The 19349-nt window shown below is 71.2% G+C and carries 18 protein-coding genes, 1 tRNA gene and 2 pseudogenes; 9 read left to right on the plus strand and 12 right to left on the minus strand.

Annotated elements, in window-relative coordinates; genetic code table 11:
• Window position 1: 1 nt before the first annotated feature.
• The 4 genes from D581_RS0111570 to D581_RS0111585 all read right to left on the minus strand — a co-directional run bounded on the left by D581_RS0111570 (window position 2) and on the right by D581_RS0111585 (window position 2908).
• Window positions 2-448, minus strand: coding sequence for a copper chaperone PCu(A)C (locus tag D581_RS0111570; protein WP_018957385.1), 447 nt, complete (start codon window positions 446-448; stop codon window positions 2-4).
• Window positions 445-1104: an SCO family protein gene (locus D581_RS0111575; protein ID WP_032752653.1), complete on the minus strand. Its 660-nt coding sequence runs from the start codon at window positions 1102-1104 to the stop codon at window positions 445-447. The genes D581_RS0111570 and D581_RS0111575 overlap by 4 nt, the downstream gene beginning before the upstream one ends.
• 45 nt (window positions 1105-1149) lie before the next feature.
• The gene (locus D581_RS0111580; RefSeq protein WP_018957387.1) at window positions 1150-1896 is read right to left on the minus strand and encodes a YcnI family protein; all 747 of its coding nucleotides are present in this window, start codon (window positions 1894-1896) and stop codon (window positions 1150-1152) included.
• Window positions 1897-2044: 148 nt separating this feature from the next.
• Window positions 2045-2908 carry a hypothetical protein gene (locus D581_RS0111585; protein ID WP_026290426.1) on the minus strand — a complete coding sequence of 288 codons (864 nt, stop codon included), beginning with the start codon at window positions 2906-2908 and terminating at the stop codon, window positions 2045-2047.
• Between the two features lie 293 nt (window positions 2909-3201).
• Between D581_RS0111585 and D581_RS0111590 the strand changes: the two genes are divergently transcribed.
• Window positions 3202-3756, plus strand: a complete 555-nt coding sequence (locus D581_RS0111590; RefSeq protein ID WP_032752654.1) for an ATP-binding protein — start codon at window positions 3202-3204, stop codon at window positions 3754-3756.
• Between the two features lie 37 nt (window positions 3757-3793).
• Here D581_RS0111590 and D581_RS0111595 read toward each other — a convergent pair whose 3' ends face one another.
• Complete coding sequence (locus tag D581_RS0111595) at window positions 3794-5269, minus strand: aminopeptidase P family protein (protein ID WP_018957390.1); 1476 nt, start codon at window positions 5267-5269, stop codon at window positions 3794-3796.
• A gap of 243 nt (window positions 5270-5512) precedes the next feature.
• Complete coding sequence (locus D581_RS0111600) at window positions 5513-7000, minus strand: PP2C family protein-serine/threonine phosphatase (RefSeq protein ID WP_199787792.1); 1488 nt, start codon at window positions 6998-7000, stop codon at window positions 5513-5515.
• 638 nt (window positions 7001-7638) lie between these two features.
• Between D581_RS0111600 and D581_RS0111605 the strand changes: the two genes are divergently transcribed.
• On the plus strand, window positions 7639-8382 hold the full coding sequence (locus tag D581_RS0111605; RefSeq protein WP_018957392.1) for a bifunctional DNA primase/polymerase: 744 nt from the start codon (window positions 7639-7641) through the stop codon (window positions 8380-8382).
• 643 nt (window positions 8383-9025) lie between these two features.
• Complete coding sequence (locus D581_RS1000000142045; RefSeq protein WP_018957393.1) at window positions 9026-9181, plus strand: hypothetical protein; 156 nt, start codon at window positions 9026-9028, stop codon at window positions 9179-9181.
• Window positions 9182-9448: 267 nt separating this feature from the next.
• Here the strand turns inward: D581_RS1000000142045 and D581_RS0111615 are convergent, their stop codons facing one another.
• From D581_RS0111615 to D581_RS0111625, 3 genes are all read right to left on the minus strand, one after another.
• Window positions 9449-10414 carry a DUF5926 family protein gene (locus tag D581_RS0111615; protein WP_018957394.1) on the minus strand — a complete coding sequence of 322 codons (966 nt, stop codon included), beginning with the start codon at window positions 10412-10414 and terminating at the stop codon, window positions 9449-9451.
• A gap of 150 nt (window positions 10415-10564) precedes the next feature.
• Entirely contained in the window at window positions 10565-11062 is a 498-nt protein-coding gene (locus D581_RS0111620) for an ATP-binding protein (RefSeq protein WP_018957395.1), read from the minus strand.
• A 260-nt stretch (window positions 11063-11322) separates the two neighbouring features.
• A complete protein-coding gene (locus tag D581_RS0111625) occupies window positions 11323-12159 on the minus strand; it encodes a glycerophosphodiester phosphodiesterase (RefSeq protein WP_020679195.1) in 837 nt (278 codons plus the stop codon).
• 201 nt (window positions 12160-12360) lie between these two features.
• Here D581_RS0111625 and D581_RS0111630 point away from each other — a divergent pair, with 201 nt between their 5' ends.
• The 3 genes from D581_RS0111630 to D581_RS0111640 all read left to right on the plus strand — a co-directional run bounded on the left by D581_RS0111630 (window position 12361) and on the right by D581_RS0111640 (window position 14966).
• Window positions 12361-14097: a trypsin-like peptidase domain-containing protein gene (locus tag D581_RS0111630; protein ID WP_018957397.1), complete on the plus strand. Its 1737-nt coding sequence runs from the start codon at window positions 12361-12363 to the stop codon at window positions 14095-14097.
• Between the two features lie 86 nt (window positions 14098-14183).
• A tRNA-Ser gene (locus D581_RS0111635) sits at window positions 14184-14270 on the plus strand.
• A 306-nt stretch (window positions 14271-14576) separates the two neighbouring features.
• On the plus strand, window positions 14577-14966 hold the full coding sequence (locus tag D581_RS0111640) for a hypothetical protein (RefSeq protein WP_026290428.1): 390 nt from the start codon (window positions 14577-14579) through the stop codon (window positions 14964-14966).
• 96 nt (window positions 14967-15062) lie between these two features.
• On the opposite strand, the gene D581_RS0111645 is transcribed toward D581_RS0111640, so the two are convergent.
• The 3 genes and pseudogenes from D581_RS0111645 to D581_RS1000000138575 all read right to left on the minus strand — a co-directional run bounded on the left by D581_RS0111645 (window position 15063) and on the right by D581_RS1000000138575 (window position 17252).
• Window positions 15063-15485: a hypothetical protein gene (locus D581_RS0111645; RefSeq protein WP_018957399.1), complete on the minus strand. Its 423-nt coding sequence runs from the start codon at window positions 15483-15485 to the stop codon at window positions 15063-15065.
• Between the two features lie 87 nt (window positions 15486-15572).
• Window positions 15573-16148 carry a hypothetical protein gene (locus D581_RS0111650; protein WP_158688598.1) on the minus strand — a complete coding sequence of 192 codons (576 nt, stop codon included), beginning with the start codon at window positions 16146-16148 and terminating at the stop codon, window positions 15573-15575.
• Between the two features lie 149 nt (window positions 16149-16297).
• A pseudogene (locus D581_RS1000000138575) lies at window positions 16298-17252 on the minus strand (bifunctional DNA primase/polymerase).
• A 308-nt stretch (window positions 17253-17560) separates the two neighbouring features.
• Between D581_RS1000000138575 and D581_RS0111660 the strand changes: the two are divergent.
• From D581_RS0111660 to D581_RS0111665, 3 genes and pseudogenes are all read left to right on the plus strand, one after another.
• Window positions 17561-18082, plus strand: coding sequence for a hypothetical protein (locus tag D581_RS0111660; RefSeq protein ID WP_032752656.1), 522 nt, complete (start codon window positions 17561-17563; stop codon window positions 18080-18082).
• 230 nt (window positions 18083-18312) lie between these two features.
• Window positions 18313-18567 (plus strand): annotated as a pseudogene (locus D581_RS1000000139590) (aminoglycoside phosphotransferase family protein); the annotation flags it as partial.
• 333 nt (window positions 18568-18900) lie between these two features.
• Entirely contained in the window at window positions 18901-19215 is a 315-nt protein-coding gene (locus D581_RS0111665; RefSeq protein ID WP_018957403.1) for a hypothetical protein, read from the plus strand.
• The last annotated feature ends 134 nt before the right edge of the window (window positions 19216-19349 follow it).

Genomic DNA, 19349 nt, shown 5'->3' on the forward strand with positions numbered 1-19349 from the left:
CTCACTGCTTCTTCGGGTTGTGGGTGGTTTCCTTCACCGGCAGGTCGACCGTGATGAGGCCGGCCTTCTCGAAGTGCAGCTCGACGGAGACCTTCTCGCCCTGCTTGGGCTTCTGCTTGAGCTTCATGAACATGATGTGGTTGCCGCCGCGTTCGAGGTCGAGCTCGCCGCCCGCGGGCACCTCGAACGAGGAGACCTCGCGCATCTTCTGGTTCTTCGTCTCGTGGATCGTGACGTCGTCGGAGAGCGGACTGGTCACCGAGGTGAGCCGGTCCCCGGCATCGCCGTTGTTCTGGACGACGAGGAACCCGGCGGCCATGTCGCTGACGGGCTGCGGCAGATACGCGCCGACGACCTCCAGGTCGGGCGTGCCGTCCGAGGAGCAGCCGGCCAGCGTCAGCCCCGTGGTGAGGGCCAGGACGCCGGTGAGGGCCGCCCGGCGGTTCACGGAGCCTCCCCCTTGAGCAGCTTGGGGAGGTCCTTCGTGTACTCCTCGGCGGTGGTGTCCTCGCCGTAGAGCACATACCCCTGGTCCGTCTTCGGGGAGAAGGCGATGACCTGGGCGCCGTGCATCGAGACGATGGTCCCGTCCTTCTCCTTCTTCGGCGCGTCGATGCCGATGCCGATCTGCCGCGCCCCGGCCTGGATGGTCGGGAAGTCGCCGGTGAGGCCGGTGAAGGAGGGGTCCTGGGCGGAGAGCCACTTGCCGAGCGAGGCGGGGGTGTCGCGCTCGGGGTCGGTGGTGACGAAGACGACCTGGAGCTTCTCCTGGTCGGCCTTGGGCAGTTCCCGCTTGGCGAGGGAGATGTTGCTCATGGTCAGCGGGCAGACGTCGGGGCAGTTGGTGTAGCCGAAGTAGATGAGCGTCGGCTTGCCCTTGGTCGCCTCGCGGAGGTCGTACTCCTTGCCGTGGGTGTCGGTGAGGACGAGGTTCGGCTTGGTGAACGGCTGGTCGAGTACGGTCGCGGCCTTGTCCTTCGGCGCGGCGCTGACGTCGGCGATGGCAGAGGGCTCCGCCTTGTCGTCAGCGGTGCCGCAGGCGGAGAGGGCCAGTGCGGCCGCGGCGGCGAACGCCACGGCCGTCACTGCTTTTCTGTTGCGCATGGGATGAGGTGTCCTGAACGTGGTGCGGGTGATGGAACCGGCCGGTCAGGCCGAGCGGCGACGTCCGGCGAGCACGCCGAACGCGATGCCACCGATGCCGATGACGATGCCGATGATGCCCAGCGTGCGGGCGGTGGTGTCGCTGGAGGAGGAGGACGCGGCGGTGCTGCTCTCCTTGGCCGACGCGTCGGTGTCGGCGGCCTTGGAGTCGTCGGTCTTCTCGGCGCCGCCGGCCGCACCGCCGTGGCCGTCCTCGGCGGCGGCGGTCAGCTTCAGGACGGGGGCCGGGCTGTCGGGCTCCTCGCCGCCCGCCGTGGGCTCCTCGATCCAGCGGACGACTTCCTTGTTGTCGTACGTCTGGATCGCCTTGAAGACGAGCTGGTCGGCGTCCTCGGGAAGCGCGCCGACGGAGACCGGGAACTGCTGGAAGTAGCCGGGGGCGATCTCGCCCTCGTCCGCGGTCCAGGTCACCTTGGAGACGGCCTCGGTGATCTTCTTGCCGTGCACCTCAAGAGGCTTGTCGAGCTTGCTCTTGGAGATGTCGATCTTCCAGCCCGGGACGGCCTGCGGGGTGACGGACGACAGCGGGTGGTCGGCCGGGAAGTTGACTTCGAGCTTCACCGTCGAGGCCTGGTCGCGCTCGTTGGGGACCTTGAAGTTGAGCGTGACGTATCCGCCCTTGGCGGCCTCGCCGACCGGCTGGACGCTGACGTGGGCTGCGGCCGGGCCGGCGATCAGCAGAACGGTGGACGCGGCGACGCCGCCGGCGAGGGCGATACGGGAAAGCTTCATGGCAGGAATCTCCACAGGGGAAACGGAACACGGTGGTCCGGCGCGCGGATGCGCGGCGGCATCACGACACCTCGTGGTCCGGTTCCGCGGGCGTGGGTGCACAGGGACGTGCACGGACGGGTCCTGCGGGGTCGGTGGAGGCGTCGCGTCAGGCTGCGAGGGCGTACGGGGCCGGAGGCCCGCGCCTGATCACCAGGTGTTGCAGAGGATCCCCGGCGGCCGGCACCGGCACGTCGTCGGAGTGACGCGGAACGCGCGGCCCGGCCACGAGCTGCTCGCGCGCCCCGGCCCGCGGGGCGCGGACGAGGGCGAGCGCGGCCCGCAGGGACCGCAGCCGGGCCCCGGCCGCCAGTGCCTGGGCGCTGTGGGCGGAGAGCCGGGCCAGTTGGAAGAGGGCGATCTCGCCGCGCCGCAGCAGCCAGCCGGTGGCGAGCGCGACGAGGACGTGGGCCAGGAACATCGACAGGCTCGGCAGCAGCGCGGAGACCGCGGCGCAGACCTGCGCGATGCCGGAGACGCCGTCCGGGGTCGCCGACGCGGCAGTCCCGACCGCTCCGGCCCCGCCGTCCGTGAGATGGCCGTGGGCCCCCGTGAGCGTCGCCGGGTCGATGCCGGCGGAGGAGACGATGCGGTGGGCGTCGGTCGCGGTCAGCTGCTCCGGGCCGGCGCCGCAGACGAGACCGGCGGCGAACCGGATGACCGGGTTGTCGCCGCCCGTGGGCCCCGCCGCGGCGGGGGCACCGGCGTGGCTGCCGTACGCGAAGAGCACGTGCAGGAGGATCTGTCCGCCGGCCAGCGCGCCCACGATCGACGGAAGGGAACGTTCCCGTCCGGCGAGGACCGTGGCGACGGCGAGGACGCCGAGGAATCCGGCGAGCAGTGTCCACGCGGGGACGGGCGCTCCGGCGGCGAGCGCGTGTCCGGCCGCGGACAGCACGACGCAGGCCGCGGTGAACACCGCGGCCCTCATGAGCCGCAGACCGGCTCCTGCGTGTGCGAGAGGCGTGGACATGGCCGGGACATCATCGCACTGCACCCCCCTGTCCCGTACGGCAGGTCCGGAAGGTCAGAGTCCGTCCCCAACCGTGCTTGTTGAGCCCGTTCGCGGGGGATGTGCGGACCGGGGGCGCGCACCCCGGGTCACCGGACGGACGCCCGGTGACCTGGTACCGGGCGGGTCCATACACCGGGCGGCCGAATATCCACATCCGCCGAATGAGGGCTTTCCCACCCGATCCGTGCTTACGAAGTGCCGAGGGCGGCAATACGTATCGATACGTCGAGCCGCAGCCAGGAGGCTGAAAGATGAGCATCTGGTGGTCTCTCCATTTGCGGCGCGAAGCTGCGAGCGTCCCGCTCGCCCGTCGTTTTCTGCTCGGCACCATGGAAACCGCAGGGGTGGATCCGGACATCTCCTTCGACCTGTCGGTCGCGCTCAGCGAAGCCTGTGCGAACGCCGTCGAACACGGTGGCGACCGGACAGCGCTCGGGGAGCCGGGGGATTCCGGCTACGGACGCCCTGCCGCGGACTCCGGGCAGTACCGGGTCACGGCCTATCTGGACGGCGAGAAATGCCGTATCGAGGTCAGCGACTCGGGGCCGGGCTTTCCCGCCCGCCGCGCGCTTCGCCCAGCCCCGCACGCAGAACAGCACCCGCAGTACACAGAGCATCCGCAGTACACAGAGCATCCGCAGCAGCCACTCCCCCCGCGGGACGCCGAAGCCGAGAGCGGCCGGGGCCTCGACCTCATCCAGCAGCTCTCGGACCACGTCCAGTTCGGCAACCGGCCGGGACACGGCGCAGTGGTGCGCTTCGACAAGGTCCTGAAATGGCGCGAGGGCGCGCTGCTCACGGTGTAGTGAGCGGCGCGCCCTCGACCGGGCCTGGGCCCTGTCGTCAGCTCTTCAGCCGAGCCATCCAGGCCTCGACCTCGTCCGCCTGGCGGGGCAGCGTGTCGGAGAGGTTCCGGTTGCCGTCCTCGGTGACGAGGATGTCGTCCTCGATCCGGACGCCGATGCCCCGGTACTCCTCGGGCACGGTCAGGTCGTCGGCCTGGAAGTACAGACCCGGCTCCACGGTCAGGCAGACACCCGGCTCCAGGACGCCGTCGACGTATGCCTCGGTGCGCGCGACGGCGCAGTCGTGGACGTCCATGCCGAGCATGTGGCCCGTGCCGTGCAGGGTCCAGCGGCGCTGGAGGCCGAGCTCCAGGACCTTGTCCACGTCCAGGTCGCCGAGCAGGCCCCACGCGACGAGCTTCTCGGCGAGGACGCGCTGCGAGGCGTCATGGAAGTCGCGGAAGGTGGCGCCGGGTTTCACGGCGGCGATGCCCGCCTCCTGGGCCTCGTACACCGCGTCGTAGATCTTGCGCTGGAGCGGCGAGAACGTGCCGTTGATCGGCAGGGTGCGCGTCACGTCGGCGGTGTAGAGGTCGTTGGTCTCCACGCCGGCGTCCAGGAGCAGCAGCTCGCCGGCGCGGACGTCGCCGTCGTTGCGGACCCAGTGCAGGGTGGTGGCGTGCGGACCGGCGGCGCAGATCGAGGCGTAGCCGATGTCGTTGCCCTCGATGCGGGCGCGCAGGAAGAAGGTGCCCTCGATGAAGCGCTCGCTGGTCGCCTCGGCCTTGTCCAGGCTCTTCACGACGTCCTCGAAGCCGCGCGCGGTGGCGTCGCACGCCTTCTGCAGCTCGGCGATCTCGAAGGCGTCCTTCACCAGACGGGCCTCGGAGAGGTAGACGCGCAGTTCCTCGTCGCGCTCCGCGGTGACCTTGTCGGTGAGGGCGGCCTCGACGGACGCGTCGTGGCCGCGTACGTTGCGGACCGGGCCGGTGGCCTCCGTCAGTACGGCGGTCAGTTCGCGGACGTCCTTCGCGGGGATGTTCAACAGCTGCTCGGCCTCGGAGAGGGAGTTCCGTCGGCCGACCCACAGCTCGCCCTGGCCGTCCAGCCAGAACTCGCCGTTCTCCCGGTTGGAGCGCGGCAGCAGGTAGAGGGTCGCCTCGTGGCCGCTGCCCGCCGGCTCCAGGACGAGCACGCCGTCCTGGGTCTGGTCCCCGGTGAGGTACGCGTACTCGGTGGAGGCGCGGAAGGCGTACTCGGTGTCGTTGGAGCGCGTCTTCAGGTTGCCCGCGGGGATGACCAGGCGCTCGCCGGGGAAGCGGGCGGAGAGCGCGGCGCGCCGGGCGGCGGTGTGCTCGGCCTGGGCGATCGGCTGGAGGCCGTGCAGCTCCGTGTCGGCCCAGCCCGACTTCATGTTCTCGGCGAGCTCGTCGGAGACGCCCGGGTACAGGCCGTTCTTCCGCTGCTTGACCGCTGCTGCTTCGTTCTCCTCGGTCTCCTGCTCCGGGTTCTCCGGGACGAGCTCCTCAGACACGATGTGTTTCTCCTTGAGTACGACACTGGACCATCACCCATCGTACGGGCGTGCGGAAGGGAGCCCAGGGCCGAAGGACCTGTTACCGGAGACCGCCGCCGCATCGGTCGAAGGGGCCCGTCGGCGGCCGGCGCGGGCTGTCGGCCGACGTGGACGGTCGACCGAAGTGGGCGGGCGGTCGGCGTGGGGGCCAGGCGGCGCGGGCTGTCGGCCGACGTGCGGGCGGTCAGTCGAAGTGGGCGGTCAGTCGAAGTGGGCGGTGAGGATCACGACGTCCTCGGCGGAGTCGCTCCGGTCGAGGCCGTCGGGGAGCATCGTGCGCAGGACGTGGTCGGCGACGGCCGCCGGATCGTGCCGGTCCGACCTCGGTACGGAGGCGGCTGCGGAGTGCAGCCGGGCGAAGGCGCGGTCCATGGCGTCCCCGGTGCGGCGCAGCAGCCCGTCCGTGTAGAGCAGCACCGTTTCACCGGGCGCCGGGCTGAACTCCACGCTCGGCGCCTCCCAGCAGGCGAGCATCCCCAGCGGGGCGGAGAGCGTGGTCTCGACGAACTCGCAGCGCCGCTCGCCGAGGACCAGGGGCGGGGTGTGCCCGGCCCCGGCCAGCACGACCTTGCGGGCGGCCGGCTCGCAGTAGGCGAAGAGGGCGGTCGCGGTCCGCGCGGGCTCGGTGAGCCGCAGCAGCAGTTCCAGGTCGGAGAGGACGGCGACGGGGTCCTCGCCCTCCATCACGGCGTACGCCCGCAGACTGGCGCGCAGCCGGCCCATGGCGGCCATGGCGCTCGGTCCGGACCCACCGACGGAGCCGACGGCGAGCCCGAGCGCGCGGTCGGGCAGCGGCAGCGCGTCGTACCAGTCGCCGCCGCCCCGGGGGCCGGTGCGGCGCCGGGCGGCGAGCTGGACGCCGGGGATCCGGGGCAGCCGGCTGGGGAGCAGCTCCTCGGCGACGGCGGCGACGTCCGCGCGGGCGCGCTCCAGCTCGATCAGGCGGGCCAGGTGCTCGGTGGCGTAGCGCGCGTAGAGGCCGGCGAGGTGGCGCTGCTTCTGGGCGGGCTCGGCCGGTTCGTCGTAGAGCCAGACGGCCGCGCCGAGCCGGCCGGCCGCCTCGGAGGCGAGCGGGAGGGCATAGCTGGCGGCGTAGCCGAGCCGGGTGGCGACCTCGCGGTGCCGGGGGTCCAGTTCCTCCTCGCCGAGCAGGTCGGGGCTGGTGACCCCGTCGGCGGTGTCCGGCCGCCCGTCGAGGACCCGGCCGAGCGCGGTGGCCGCGCGCGGCACGGTCTCGATGTGGCCGAGCTCGGCGTGGCTGAGCCCGAGGCCGAGGGTGGCGGAGGGGCCTTCGCCGTTCGCCGGTTCCAGAACGAGAAGTCCGCGGCGGGCGCCGACGAGGGCGGCTCCGGCGTGCAGCAGCTCGTTCAGGGCGCCGTCGAGGGTGCTCGTCCCGGCCAGCCGCTCGGTGAGTTCGTGCAGGGTCGTGAGGTCCGACACCCAGCCCGCGAGCCGGTCCTGGATGAAGGCTCCCGGAGGTCCCGGGACCTCCGTCAGGGGAGCGCGAGTGTGCGTTGAAACCGAAACCTCTGGATCGATTCCAGCCACTTTCGGCAGGTGTGGGGCGCTCATGGCAGCCAGCTTTCCGACCGGTGTGATTCGTCGAATAGCATCGCAAACCCCCATGTGATTCTGCGCCACTATCAATGCATCCACATGTACACGCACAAGTAATCCGATGTCCAGCATTGTCCGGTCGAGCATCGGGCGATTCATGCTCTCCCAGTGTCGGCTAACTTGGCCAAAAAATGCACCCTATGGACGCTATTTGCGATCGACTGGGGCTGCTCAACAGGGGCACCTCCGGGGTCAAGTCGCCGGAGGAGCGTCATTCCGGGCATGCTGGGTACGTAAACGGTGATGCGCGGGTGCGGTTGTGATCGCCCAGGAACCCGGCAGCGGGTTCAGGCGTCCTTACCCGTGAAGGTGACGCACCCGCCCCGGACGGCGGGGTTCGCACCAGGGACGGCAGGCGAGGCGCATGCCGCCCTCGCCCAGCGATCGCCGGTCCGGCTCGACCCGCTCGGTTCGACCCGCACGACTCTGCCAGGGCAGCACGACTCCGCTCGGTCAGTCCGACCCGTTCGGTCGGTTCGGCCCCGTTCGGTTCGACTCCGCTCGACTCTGCTCGGTTCGGCTCTGCTCCACCCAGATCGGTTCTATTCGGATCGGTTCCACTCGGCTCGGCTCGGCTCACGCTCGGTATCGGCGGCACGCCTGTACCGCAGAAGTGATGAGCGCGTACGCACAGCGAAGAGATACGCACGTGGTGTCACACACGCGTGTGTCATGTGGACTCGGCGTTCAACGGAAAGGAACGAGCGCTCATGCGCGAGATCCTCGGAAGGCGACGCAGGCTCCGGCTCCGGCGCAAGGAGGGGGCTGCCCGGCTCGACGCGGCCCTGACGTGCGCCACCGTGTGGCAGTGGCCCGTGCTCCCCGGCGTGGGGACGGCACAGGCCGGCCCGCGCGGCGAGAGCGGCGGCCTCGGCTGCGCCTGCCCCGAACCCGACTGCGCCGTACCGGGCGCACACCCCTTCGATCCCGGCCTGCTGGCGGCCACCACGGACGAGCGCATGGTGCGCTGGTGGTGGACCCACCGCCCCACCGCCCCCGTGATGCTGGCGACCGGCGGCCGCGCGCCCTGCGCGGTGAGCCTGCCCGCCGTGGCCGGCGCCAGAGCACTCAGCGCCCTCGACGTCCTCGGCATGCGGCTCGGCCCCGTCGTGGCGACGCCCACCCGGTGGTCGCTGCTCGTGGCCCCGTACGGCCTGGAACGGCTCGGCGAACTGCTGTACGCGAAGGACTGGGTGCCCAGCTCGCTCCGGTTCCACGGTGAGGGCGGCTATCTCGTCCTGCCGCCGTCCCGGACCGGCACGGGTCAGGTCCGTTGGGAGCGGCCCCCCGCGCCGGCGGCGACCTCCGCCGCCGCCCCGGTGCCCCACGGGTCGGCGAAGGGCGGGGCTCCCACGGTCGCGGCGCCCTGGCTCCCGGATGTGGAAGCGGTCCTGGACGCCTTGGTCGAGGCGAGCACCGGAGCCCCGGGCGGCGGTAGTCGGCTCGCCCACTGACCGGGGCGGGTGGAGACCGGGGCGCCCAGGAGGTGTCTCGCTCTCGGTGTCTTGCTCGCGGTGCCCGGCTCTCGGCGCCCGGCTCACTCGAACGGGTGTGAGCCGGGCCGGATCACCGGTAAACGGATGGCGGGCGACCCGGCGGTGCGCCGGGCGCCGATACCGGCGCCCGGCGCCAGGAATTCCGCGCAGTCGCCAGGTGGGGCCACCACGCATCTCCGCGTGACCGGTCTCGGGTCTCGCGGCTGCCGCCGTGTTCGCGCCTGGCTGGTTCAGGTGGTCGCTTTAGCGGATCCCGCCGTTGCTCCGGATGTCGTACCGGGTGTTCCGGCCTCATCCGATGCGAAATCACCTGGCGCCTCGCCAGAAAGCGCGCGCGCCCGGACGGCTGATGGCCTATCCGGAGAGAAACCATTCGCCTCTTCTCCGCAGTTGCTGAAAGCGCCATCGAGAATGAGCGCGGAAGCAGGCTCCTTGCCCGAGTTTGATCGTTCCACCTCTTTTGGCGGTGACGATCACAGGGGCGGCGCGGACGGCAGGGGCGGCGCGGACGGCAGGGACAGCGGGTGGCACCGGAGGGCGCGCGTCTGCTTCTGCTACCGGGAACGCGACCGGAGAGGAACTTCGTTCCGCGCTCACCCTGATGGGGCCGGGCAGGCGCACCGCGGCGCTGTACCGCGAGCCGGCCGCGCACGACGAGCCGGGCATCCGCGAGACGCCGCGCTTCCCCTCCTCGGGTGCGCCCCGAGCCGCGACGGCGATTGCGGAGTTCGTGGGGGCGGAACAGGCTCCGATGTGAGGGTTCCGACATGACGGGCCCAGTGCGCCGGGCGGGTTTCAGAGGTGGCGCGGCCTCCGCGCCTGGGCGTGTCACAGGGCGGTCCGCAGCCGGAAACGAAGACGCCCGATCGCTGGCGACGGGGGATGCACCAGCGACCGGGCTTCTAGAACCGTAACAAGAGATCTGCCGTTCGCAAATTCGATCTCGCCTGTAGGGACGTCGATTTACTTACGAGTACGGCGAGTTGTGACGCGGGTCACCGTCTGCGGCGCCCTGTCGTCACTGTCAGCTGAGGGTCACCTGGCGGTTGGTGAGACCGCCCCGGGCGCGGCGTTCCTCGGCGGTGAGCGGCGCGTCGGACACGAGCGCCGCCGCCAGTCGCTCGGCGAACTCGACGGCGGGCTTCTCGCACGCCTCGGCCCCCATCGAGCTGGGCAGGTCCCAGACGGGGACCACGAGTCCGTGCGCCCGGAACGACCCGACCAGGCGGGTGTCGTCGCCGAGCGAGGAGGTGCCGGCGGCGTGCAGCCGGGCGAGCGCGTCGAGGAGCTTCTCCTCGGGGTGCGGCATGACCCAGCGCAGGTGGTTCTTCTCCGGGGTCTCGCACCAGTACGCGGCGTCGACGCCGGTCAGCAGCGTCGTCGGAATCGCGGCGGCGTTCGCACGCTCCAGCGAGGCGGACACCTCCGGCGTGGCGTTCTCCGCGTCCGGAACCCAGAACTCGAACCCGGAGTGCACGTTCGGCTCGAACACGGCGTCCGGGGCGAGGAGGTCCTGGAGGCGCGGGCCGTCGGCCGGTACGCGGCGTGCGGTGACGGGGGAGCCGGGCTCGGCCTCCAGGGCGCGCTGGAGGGTGTCCGCGAGGTCGCGGCTGAGGTCGCCGGACGAGGTGTCGTTCTGCAGGGCGAGCAGGACGGAACCGTCGTCCCGGCGCAGGGCCGGCCACGCCATCGGCAGGACCGTCGCGAGCGTCACCGACGGAACTCCCTCGGGCAGCCCGTCCTTGAGGGTCAGTTCGACCGTGGCGGCGGGCACCAGCTCGCGCAGCGCGACCCAGTCGCATTCGCCCGCGAGTCCCTCGAAGGGGCGGTGCACGAGCTCGGTCACGGCCTGGGCGGCGGCGCGTCCGTGACACGCCTTGTAACGGCGGCCCGATCCGCACGGGCAGGGCTCACGGGCCCCGACGACCGGGATCTCACCGTCCTTGAGCTGCTGCTTCCCGGCCTTGGACTGAGGGCGCTTCTTGGCCATGGTGGGCATTCTCCCGATTGCGACAGTGCGGACTCGGCGCGAGCCTAGCCGCCCGGGGAGCCCCGCTCGTCCGCCGTACGGGCTCGGCCCCCCGTCGTCGGCGCGCCGGGTCCCTGTCGTTCGTGCGCCGGGTCCCTGTGGTTCGTGCGCTCAGCCCACGTCGTCGAAGGCCTCGGAGAGGTCCAGCCCCTCGAACCCGGTGAGCCCGCCGATGCCGTCGCCGTCGATGCCATGGGCTCTCGAGCCGTTGGCGCCGGTTCCGTTCGGGGCGGAGCCGTTGCCGCCGATTCCGGGCGGTTTCTTCGATGAGACCAGGGCCCAGACGGTGACTTCGCCGGACGACCCGTCCCGTACGCCCCATTCCTGGGCCAGGGCGCTGATGATGTTGAGACCCCGGCCGCCGCGTGCCGTCACCGAAGGGGTGGCCGGAACCGGGCGGGTCGGGCCGCCGCCGTCCGTGACCTCCACGGTGAGCGCGCCGGCGGTGTCCACCTGCCAGGCGGCGCGGATGTCCCCGTCGCCGACGTCGGTGTGCCGCCCCAGGGGCCTGCCGTGCCGGCAGGCGTTGCTGAGGAGTTCGGAAAGGATCAGAACAGCGTCGTCGACGACCGCGTCCGACACTCCGTTGCCGCGCAGCTGTTCACGCATCCGGTGTCGTGCCTGCCCCACGCCGGCAGGGCCATGAGGAATGGCCATGCTCGACGACGCGGGCACTTCTTGTGCCACCACCAACGCCACCCCGAGACCTCCTTTGCCCCACGCCACGGGTTGGATGCCCCACTGAGCTGCACCGGAAACCGGCCAATGCACTGCCGGTGACGCACTCGTAACGATCGAACGCGCGCCGAGTGCGCCGGTGCACACCCCGTAACGGCCGAGGTCGGGGCCCTGATGGGCCCTCATTCGTACTAAAGGCGGCCCAGTTGGGACAGAACCTGCTTGGGGCGATTGGTGATGATCGCCTCGACGCCGAGTTCGGCGCACAGGTCGACATCGGCCGGTTCGTTTACGGTCCACACGTGCACCCGGTGCCCCGCACGGTGCAGCCGTTCGATGTATCCGGGGTGGCTGCGCACGATCCGCATGCCCGGCCCCGCGATCCGGGCCCCGGCGGGCAGCCGCCCGTCGCGCATCCGGGGCGAGACGAACTGCATCAAGTAGACCGTCGGCAACGTGGGCGCTGCGGCCTGGACGCGGTGGAGGGAGCGGGCGGAGAAGCTCATGACGCGGATGGGCGAGGCCCCGTCCGCGGGCGGAGCTGCCAGCCCGAAGCGCTTCAGGAGATGCAGCAGCCGCTCCTCGACCTGCCCCGCCCAGCGCGTGGGGTGTTTCGTCTCGATGGCCAGCTGTAGCGGCCGCCCGGTGGCCCGGACCTCGGTGAAGAGCTCCAGGAGCCGTTCCAGAGTGAGTACGGAGGTGAGCTCGCCCGGCACCGGATCCCAGTCGGGCGACTCCTCGCGGTCCTTCCAGGAGCCGAAGTCGAGGGCGGCGAGGTCGGCGAGCTCCAGCGCCGACACTGCGCCGCGCCCGTTGGACGTACGGTTCACCCGCCGGTCGTGGACGCAGACGAGGTGGCCGTCGGCGGTGAGCCGGACATCGCATTCCAAGGCGTCGGCACCGTCCTCGATCGCCTTGCGGTAGGCGGCGAGGGTGTGCTCGGGGGCGTCGTCGGAGGCCCCGCGGTGGGCGATGACCTGGATGGAGGTGTGCGCGCTGTGCTGCCGTGCGTGGGTCACCCGCGCCATGGTGTCACCGCCGCGGGGAAGGCTGAGCACATGTCACCCTGGAGGTCTGTTTTGTCGGATGTAAAGATTGGTGTGCGGATGCACAGGTCCTGCTTACAGTGGCCCGACGTGTCGTGGGAAAAGCTGACCGCAGACACGTGCACAGCGGATTTCTTGCCGAACGCCGACTGGATGCCGAGTGGAACCGAGGAGTAAAGAGCTGTGAGCACCGAGAACGAGGGCAACGAGGGCAACGCGGTACCGGCCGTGCCGTCCGTTCCGCCCGCACCTCCCGGGCCGGCCGCCACTCCCGAACCGGCGACCGACGGAGCCACGCCGCCGCCGGCCGAGGACCCGGCCCAGGACGTCGCGCACAAGACGGCGCACGACCCCGCGCATGACACCGCGCGTCTTCCCGTGCACGACACCGGAGCAGCGGAGGCGGCCCCCTACGCACCCGGCGCGCAGGCCCCGGGCACTCCGGCACCGGGAGCACCGGCGCACGCCGAGGCGCCGCGCCACGACCCCACGCACCAGGGCGCCCCGGCCTCCCCGGGCGCTCCGGCCACGCCCGCGTACGCCCAGGGCCCCCACCCGACGCCGTCCCATCCGCCGCAGCCGCCGCAGCACTCCCCGTACGGAGCGGCGCCCGGATACGGAGCGGAGCCCGGGCTTCCCCCGGGCGCCGCGTCCTGGCCGCCGCCTCCGCCCGCCGTCCCGTCGTACGCCGACGGGGGCACCGGTCACGCGTCCGGCGGTATCGGCAACGGGAACGGCCACGGCCCGGTCTGGGGCGCTCCGGTCCCGCCCGGCTCCGAGTCCCCGGGCAGAAAGAGCGGCAGGGGCCGCGGGAGCGGTCTGGTGGCGGCCGTGGCCGTCGCGGCCCTCGTCGCGGGCGGCATCGGCGGAGCCCTCGGCTTCTGGGCGGCCGACCGGAACGACGGCAACGGCGGCGGCTCGACCACCATCTCGGCGTCGGACACCCCGAGGGACCTGAAGCGCCCGGCGGGCACGGTGGCCGGAGTCGCGGCGAAGGCGCTTCCCAGCGTGGTCACCATCGACGCGCAGGGCGGCGAGGGCGAGGGCGGCACGGGCACGGGCTTCGTGTACGACAAGGAAGGCCACATCCTCACCAACAACCACGTGGTGGCGTCCGCCGCGGAGTCGGGCGAACTGTCGGCCACCTTCTCCAACGGCAAGAAGTACGCCGCCGAGGTGGTCGGCCGGGCCCAGGGCTACGACGTGGCCGTACTGAAGCTCAAGAACCCGCCCGCGGGCCTCGCCCCGCTGCCGCTGGGCAACTCGGAGGGCGTCGCGGTCGGCGACTCGACGATCGCGATCGGCGCGCCTTTCGGCCTCTCCAACACGGTCACCACGGGCATCATCAGCGCGAAGAACCGCCCGGTGGCGTCCGGGGACGGCTCCAGCAACAAGAACTCCTACATGAGCGCCCTCCAGACCGACGCGTCGATCAACCCGGGCAACTCCGGCGGCCCGCTGCTGGACGCGACGGGCGCGGTCATCGGCATCAACTCCGCGATCCAGTCGACCGGTGGCGGCCTCGGCCAGTCCCAGGCCGGCTCCATCGGTCTCGGCTTCGCGATCCCGATCAACCAGGCCAAGAACGTCGCCGAGCAGCTGATCAAGACCGGCAAGCCGGTCTACCCGGTGATCGGCGCGACGGTCACGATGGAGGAGAAGACGGGCGGCGCGGCCATCTCCTCCGAGGGCGCGGGCGGCACCCCCGCCGTCACCCCGAACGGCCCGGCGGCCAAGGCGGGCCTCAAAGCGGGCGACGTGATCACGAAGTTCAACGACACCGTGATCGACAGCGGCCCGACCCTGATCGGCGAGATCTGGACCCGCAAGCCGGGCGAGAAGGTGACCCTGACGTACGAGCGCGACGGCAAGACGGCCACGGCCGAAGTCACCCTGGGCCAGCGCGAGGGCGACAGCTGACCGGCTAGGCTGTCCCACGCGTCGAACCGGCCCCACGCGGGCCTGACGGCCCATCGGCTTGCACAGCGACCGGACCGCCGACGCGAGGTGGGTTGCCCGAGCGGCCTAAGGGAACGGTCTTGAAAACCGTCGTGGCAGCGATGTCACCGTGGGTTCAAATCCCACACCCACCGCAGGCGAGAGGCCCCTGACCAGTACGTATGGTCGGGGGCCTTTGCCATGCCCGTTCCCTGCCGGGCACCGCTGTTCCCCCTGATTTCCCGCTCTGTCGGGCACGGAAGGGGCACGCGGGGCCCGGCGCTTGAGCTGCCGGGGCAGCTCGTCAGTGGCTGATGACGACTGCCCTGCTGATGACCGGAAGCAACACCGCCGGGCAGCGCCGGAGAAGAACCGCCTCGCCTGGGAACGCGGTCGGCTGGCTCCTGTTCGGGGCATCAAAGGGGGTGCTTCCCCGGGGCATCGCGCCGTAGCGTGGCCGGATGTTCGATTATCTGGAGATTGGTGTGCTGCCGCGAGGGTGCCGGTTCCCGCCCAGTCTGCGGATCCTGGTCAATGGCGAGGACGTGGTGGCGGGTGGGGTCGGTGACGAAGGCCGGGGGCCGCTCGTCGCCGATGCGCTGCCGGCCGGTGGCCCCGGTCTGCTGTGGGCGACCGGCGACGCTCGGCGGGTGGAGTTGGGGGAGCCGGAGTGTTCGGGAGAGTGCTGCGGGTATCTGACCGTGGTCGTTCAGCGTCTCGGGGGCATCGTGCAGTGGTCCGACTGGGAGGTCCCGTACAAGGAGGACGTTCCGCTGGAGTTCCACTTCGACGCCGAGCAGTACGACGCGGAACTGGCCCGTACGGAAGGTGAGATCGGGGCGGCCCGGTGACGCGCAGAGTCGGAGCGGCCGGGCGGCGGCGGTCCGCGCACTCCACCGGGGCCGGTCCGAGCAGTGGTCACTCCACCGGGACCGGTCCGAGCGGTGTCACTCCCCCGGGACGGGTCCGAGCGCGCCGAGGACGGCGGGTGCGTCCTTCTTCCGCGTGACGACCAGGACCGGTACGCCGTTGTCCTCGCACTCCACGACCACCGCCCGGCCGTCGTAGACGGGACGGCCCGCGGGGTCCGTCAGGTAGGGCGGGCGGACGCGGAGCGGGGGCAGGGTGCGCGGGGCGGCCTTGTGGTGGAAGGCGTCCGTGGGGTCGGGAGTCGTGGCCAGCACGCCGGGGCCCGCGACCAAGTAGCCTGCGTGGCCCGCGTACGGGACCTCGCCCGTGATCAGGCTGGGGAAGCACGACGCGTCGGTCAGCACTGACGGCTCCAGCGCGATCGTGCCGTCGCCGCGATGGCGCCGGTCCAGGAACGAGGCGGCCAGGACGCAGAGCGCCAGGACCACCACGCAGGCCATGACTGTCAGTTGCAGAGCGTCACCGATGTCGTCGCTGTTCCAGCAGCGTCGCGTCGAGCACGGTCAGGAACGTGCCGCCGGTGATCGTCAGGCCGAGCTGCCAGGGATCGCCCGGGGCGAGCGCCTGCTGTTCCAGGCTGTCGCGGCGGCGGCCGTCAGGAACATCGCCCCGAGCATGCCGAGGAGCAGGCCGACGAAGAGGGGCATGCGGAAGGACTCGCGCGGGTCCGCGTTCGTGTAGTGGCGGTCCGGCCCGAAGTCGACGTACCGGATCTGGTCCTGCCAGTACGTGACCTCGATGTTCGCTCCCGGACGGGCGGCCGGAAGCCGTTCCAGGTCGCTCTCGATCCGGGTGCGGGTGGACGTTCCGTCGGCCTCGGTGAGGTACAGCCAGTACGACGGCGTCTTGCGCCCGGTCTCCTTCTCGGTGCGGTCGAGCACCGCGGTGACCGACCGCAGGCAGTTGGGATCCGCCCCACCGGAGGCCGTGCACGCGGGCGCGGTGGTGAAGGCGCGCTCGTCGTCGCGGGCGTCCGGCGTGGTGAGGAGCAGCAGCCAGGCCGCCACCAGGGAGAACAGGATGCCCGCTGCGAGGTAGGCGAGTATCGGCCCACGGCGGGCAGGGGCTTCCTGGGCTGCTTCATAGCCCGGTGTCGTAGTCACCTCCGCATTCTGTGCCGGTGGAAGCGGAAGCGATATGAGTGATGTCCGCATGTTCTGAGGCGGCTTCCTGCCGGGGTTCGGCAGTGGGCGTGTGAGCTGCGGGCCCCGGCAGCGGGGAGTCGTCAGCCCCTCTCTCGGCGAGAACCCCGTCAGGCCGCGCCGTCCCGCTCCTCGCCCCGCCCCGAGGTCAGCCGTGCCGCCGAGGCGATCGCAGCGCGGGCCTCGTGTTCCGGCAGTCCGGTGCGGACGGCGGCGGCGGTGAGCCCGTCGGCCAGGGCGTCGCCGAAGCCGTGCTCGTAGGCGCGGCAGGCCGCCCAGAACAGGCGGGTGTTGCGCTGTCCCTCGTGGGCGGCCAGCACGAACTGGATCAGGCCCTCCCCGCGACGGGCCGCGGTCGCGGGTGCGCCGGGGCCCGTGCCGGTGGCCGGTCCGGACGCGGCGCCGGAGGCCGGGCTCGTACCCGTGTGCGGGGCGCGGCCGGGTGGCGGGGCCAGGAGGCGGAGGAGGGCGCGGGGGCAGGGGGCCGGGGTGAGGTGGGCGGTGCCGGGGGCCAGGCGGTAGCGGCCGTGGGCGGTGACCGAGCCGGGGCCGACCAGGTAGCCGCCGCTGCCGCGGATGTCGATGCCCGGGGGCGAGGCGGCCGGCGGAGTTGGGGACCGTGGCGTCGGCGGGTCCGGTCAGCCAGAGGTGGCGGCCGCCGCTCGGGGTGAGCACCGTGACCGTCGGCGGGATGGTGAACAGGTGCTGGAGGGCCAGCTGCCGCAGCGCGCCCGCCGCGTCGCTGCCGTACGCGGGGTCGACGTCCAGATTGATGCCGACGAGGCGGTGCGGGGCCCGTCCACAGGCGATGCCGTAGCCGGTGGCCCGGGGCGCGGCGGCGAAGAGGGCGCGGACGGCCGCGGGGTCGGTCGTGGCGTCGTGCACCCCGTGTCCCGGCAGCCCGCACTCTCCCCGGCAGTGCGTCGGCGGCTGCTTCCACCGGTGTGGCGAGCGCAGCGCGGGGAGCTTGGTGGCGGAGAGCGGGAAGACGGGGAGGCCGCGCCCGGCGGCGGCGAGGGCGTGGGCGAGGGCCAGGGTGGGGGTCTGCCGGTCGATGGTGGCCATGGAACCAGTTTCGTACACGCGTTCGAATAAAGGAAGAGGGGGTGGTGTGGAGTGGGGTGGAGGTGTTCCGTGTCCTGTCGCACTGAAAGTTGAGCGATCTCATTGAAGTTTGAGCGGCACGGGCTGTGACTGAGCGCTTCACCTGGCGAATGCGTGCTTCAGTTGGCGGGGCTGTGCGTCAGAGTTGGATGCCGCGGTTGCCTTCAGTTCGCGCCCGCCGGTCGTACGTGTAGTTACGCCTCGCGGGTGAGAAGGGGTGGAACCGCAGGCTGATGTGAGTAACCGCCCCGTCGACGAGCCTGGCTCACATGCCGAAAGTGAATGTATTGCCCAAAGTGCCGCGCTGGGCCCGGCTCGCTGCGCTGGGCGCCGCATTGACCAACGTGCCCTCGGCGCTTTGGCGGGTGGCCATTGCCGTCGGCGTCCCCGTTGGGCTGGCGCAATCCGAATACGATCAGATGGGGGCTCCTGGCCTGGGGTCGTTGGTCCTCGTCGGCCTCAGTCTGATCTCCGAGGCCTTCGCGTTCCTCACCCTCGGGCTGGTGCAGAGCTGGGGTGAGGCATGGCCGCGTTGGATCCCGTATCTCCGCGGGCGCCGCGTCCCAGTCATGCTGGGGACCGCCGTGGCGGGGCTTGGCGCGCTGGCCACGACTGTCTTCGGAGCACTGTTCGTCCACACGTCGCTCAACGCAGACATGGAAGCCACCACCTGGGGCATCTGGCTACTCAACATCGTCTACGCTCCGTTGCTCTTCTGGGGTCCGCTGCTGGGCGCGGTCACAGTGCACTACTACCGGCGCCGGATGGCTGCCTCTCCCGCGCCGGTATGAAGGCCCGGAAGCTGTTGAGCGCTTCATCTGGCCTCAATCGCCAGATGAAGCGCTCAGTCACACGGGCCACGCCCCTTGAGCCTTGAACAATCCGTTGGAGTTTTGGCTTTGGGGGTTGCAAGCTGCCCCGGTGAATATGGAAGAGGCTGGCGCGCGGTTGGTGGCTCGATTCGGCCCCGAGGCAGAGGGGTGGCTCGCTGAAGTTCCGAACCTCGCTGCACAGCTGGCCGCGCGGTCTGATCGCGATCGACCCCAAGGCATGCGTCGGCGACCCATGCTTCGACGCCGTGGACTACGTTGTGGCCGGCGCCGGGCGCGAGGGTGTTGACGCTCGTTGCCAGCGAGTGGCGACCGCGTGCCAGCTCGATGGGGACCGGCTCTATGCCTGGAGCCGAGTGGTCGCACCTATGGCAGCCATCGCGAACCTCGCCAACGGCGGCCCAGAACCAGCGCTCGACGAACTGCTCGCTCTGTCTCGTCGCTGAAAACCGGCCCTCTGTGCCACTCAAACTTCAATGAGATCGCTCAACCTACGGTGCGACAGGACATTCCGGAGGGGCGGGTGGCGGAACGCTTCTTCCCGGACGCGCCAACGGGTCGCCGAGGTTGCCTCGCTGACCTGGACCTTCGTGCGGCATGGGAGGTTTATCCGCTCTTCGTCATACGTGAGAGGGAATCGGAGGGTGGGGAGGGGTCCGTCGAGGGTGTGCTGGGCAACTCTGGTCTCGCGACGTTGTGAACAGCACCGGGGTGGTCGGCCAACTCCCCCGGGACCAGCCGAATATGAAGCCGCAATTCCGTTTCCTGGAGGAAATGACATGGCAAGTATCCGTACCGCTCGCGCCCTCGCCGCTGTCGCCGCTCTGCCCCTGACCGTCGCGCTCTGTGGCGGTGTCGCCATGGCGGACAACGGCTCCTTCGCGAACGACGGATCGAACGCGGCTGTGGCGACGGTCAGCGGCAGCGGTGTCGGCGGCATCAACACCGGTAACTCGTCCACCACCCAGCAGCAGGCGGTCGGGACCGGCGCGTCGAACCAGAACACGTCCGCCCAGGTGAACGACTCGGCCTTCGTGCCGATCGACCAGTCCGACCACAGCGTCGCGGTGAACTTCACGCCCATCTTCTGGTGACCCCCTGGTGATCCCCCTCGCACGACACGGGCGAGACGGGTGACGCGGTCGTCGGGACCTCCCGGGGGGTGGGTTCCGATGACCGAACGGCAGCCCGCGCGAAGGCACCCAGGTGTCCTCGCGCGGGCTGCCGC

The sequence above is a fragment of the Streptomyces sp. CNB091 genome, assembly GCF_000377965.1.

Coding starts and splice junctions, on each gene's coding strand:
- D581_RS0111575 (WP_032752653.1), bottom strand. CDS start 1,104: ATGCGCAACAGAAAAGCAGTGACGGCCGTGGCGTTCGCCGCCGCGGCC.
- D581_RS0111580 (WP_018957387.1), bottom strand. CDS start 1,896: ATGAAGCTTTCCCGTATCGCCCTCGCCGGCGGCGTCGCCGCGTCCACC.
- D581_RS0111585 (WP_026290426.1), bottom strand. CDS start 2,908: ATGTCCACGCCTCTCGCACACGCAGGAGCCGGTCTGCGGCTCATGAGG.
- D581_RS0111590 (WP_032752654.1), top strand. CDS start 3,202: ATGAGCATCTGGTGGTCTCTCCATTTGCGGCGCGAAGCTGCGAGCGTC.
- D581_RS0111600 (WP_199787792.1), bottom strand. CDS start 7,000: ATGCTGGACATCGGATTACTTGTGCGTGTACATGTGGATGCATTGATA.
- D581_RS0111605 (WP_018957392.1), top strand. CDS start 7,639: ATGCGCGAGATCCTCGGAAGGCGACGCAGGCTCCGGCTCCGGCGCAAG.
- D581_RS1000000142045 (WP_018957393.1), top strand. CDS start 9,026: ATGGGGCCGGGCAGGCGCACCGCGGCGCTGTACCGCGAGCCGGCCGCG.
- D581_RS0111615 (WP_018957394.1), bottom strand. CDS start 10,414: ATGGCCAAGAAGCGCCCTCAGTCCAAGGCCGGGAAGCAGCAGCTCAAG.
- D581_RS0111620 (WP_018957395.1), bottom strand. CDS start 11,062: ATGCGTGAACAGCTGCGCGGCAACGGAGTGTCGGACGCGGTCGTCGAC.
- D581_RS0111625 (WP_020679195.1), bottom strand. CDS start 12,159: ATGGCGCGGGTGACCCACGCACGGCAGCACAGCGCGCACACCTCCATC.
- D581_RS0111640 (WP_026290428.1), top strand. CDS start 14,577: ATGTTCGATTATCTGGAGATTGGTGTGCTGCCGCGAGGGTGCCGGTTC.
- D581_RS0111645 (WP_018957399.1), bottom strand. CDS start 15,485: ATGGCCTGCGTGGTGGTCCTGGCGCTCTGCGTCCTGGCCGCCTCGTTC.
- D581_RS0111660 (WP_032752656.1), top strand. CDS start 17,561: ATGCCGAAAGTGAATGTATTGCCCAAAGTGCCGCGCTGGGCCCGGCTC.
- D581_RS0111665 (WP_018957403.1), top strand. CDS start 18,901: ATGGCAAGTATCCGTACCGCTCGCGCCCTCGCCGCTGTCGCCGCTCTG.